1 protein-coding gene is annotated in these 721 nt (G+C 72.7%); it reads left to right on the plus strand.

Features of this window, described 5'->3' with window-relative positions:
- Window positions 1–721: TolC family protein (locus A8G00_RS03925; RefSeq protein WP_172451760.1), on the plus strand; the 721-nt coding region annotated here is incomplete at both ends.

The raw sequence follows: 721 nt of genomic DNA on the forward strand, positions 1-721 counted from the left end.
CGCCGCGGCCTGGTGGACGGCGCTGGGCGACCCGGTGCTGGACGCGCTGGAAAGCCGCGCGCTGGCCGCCAGTCCCGGCGTGGCCGTGGCGGAGGCAAGGGTGCGGCAGGCCCGCGCCTCGCTGCGGACGGAGCGCGCCAATGCCCTTCCCAATGTCAATGCCTCCGCTCTTTACGTCCATGCCACCGTGCCCGGCGTCGACCTCGGCAATTCGGAGGAGGACAGTTCCGATGGCGGCGACAGCCAGTCGCTCAATTTCTACAATCTGGGCTTCGACGCGAGTTGGGAGGTCGATCTGTGGGGTGGCCGGCGGCGGGGAGTGGAGGCGGCACGGGCCCAGGTTGAGGCGGCGCAGGCCAATGTCGCGGACGCGCAGGTCAGCCTGACCGCCGAAATCGCCCAGGCCTATGTCAATCTGCGCGACCGGCAGCAGCGTATCGCGCTGGCGCAGCAGGCCACGGCCCGGCAGCGCGAGATGCTGCGCCTGACGGAACAGCGCCACGCCGGGGGAACTGCCTCCGCGCTGGAGGTGGAACAGCAGCGCAACCAGCTGGAGCAGAGCGACGCCGCGCTGCTGCCGCTGAGTGCGGAGCGCGACGCCTATCTGAACGCGCTGGCTACCCTGGCCGGGGAAGCGCCCGGCGCGCTCGACGCCATGCTGGCCGCGCCCGCGCCCGTGCCGCTGCCTCCCGCGCAGGTCGCGGTCGGCGATCCCGCCGCG

Source organism: Sphingobium sp. SA916 (genome assembly GCF_002894065.1).
In the GTDB taxonomy this organism is placed as follows: domain Bacteria; phylum Pseudomonadota; class Alphaproteobacteria; order Sphingomonadales; family Sphingomonadaceae; genus Sphingobium; species Sphingobium fuliginis.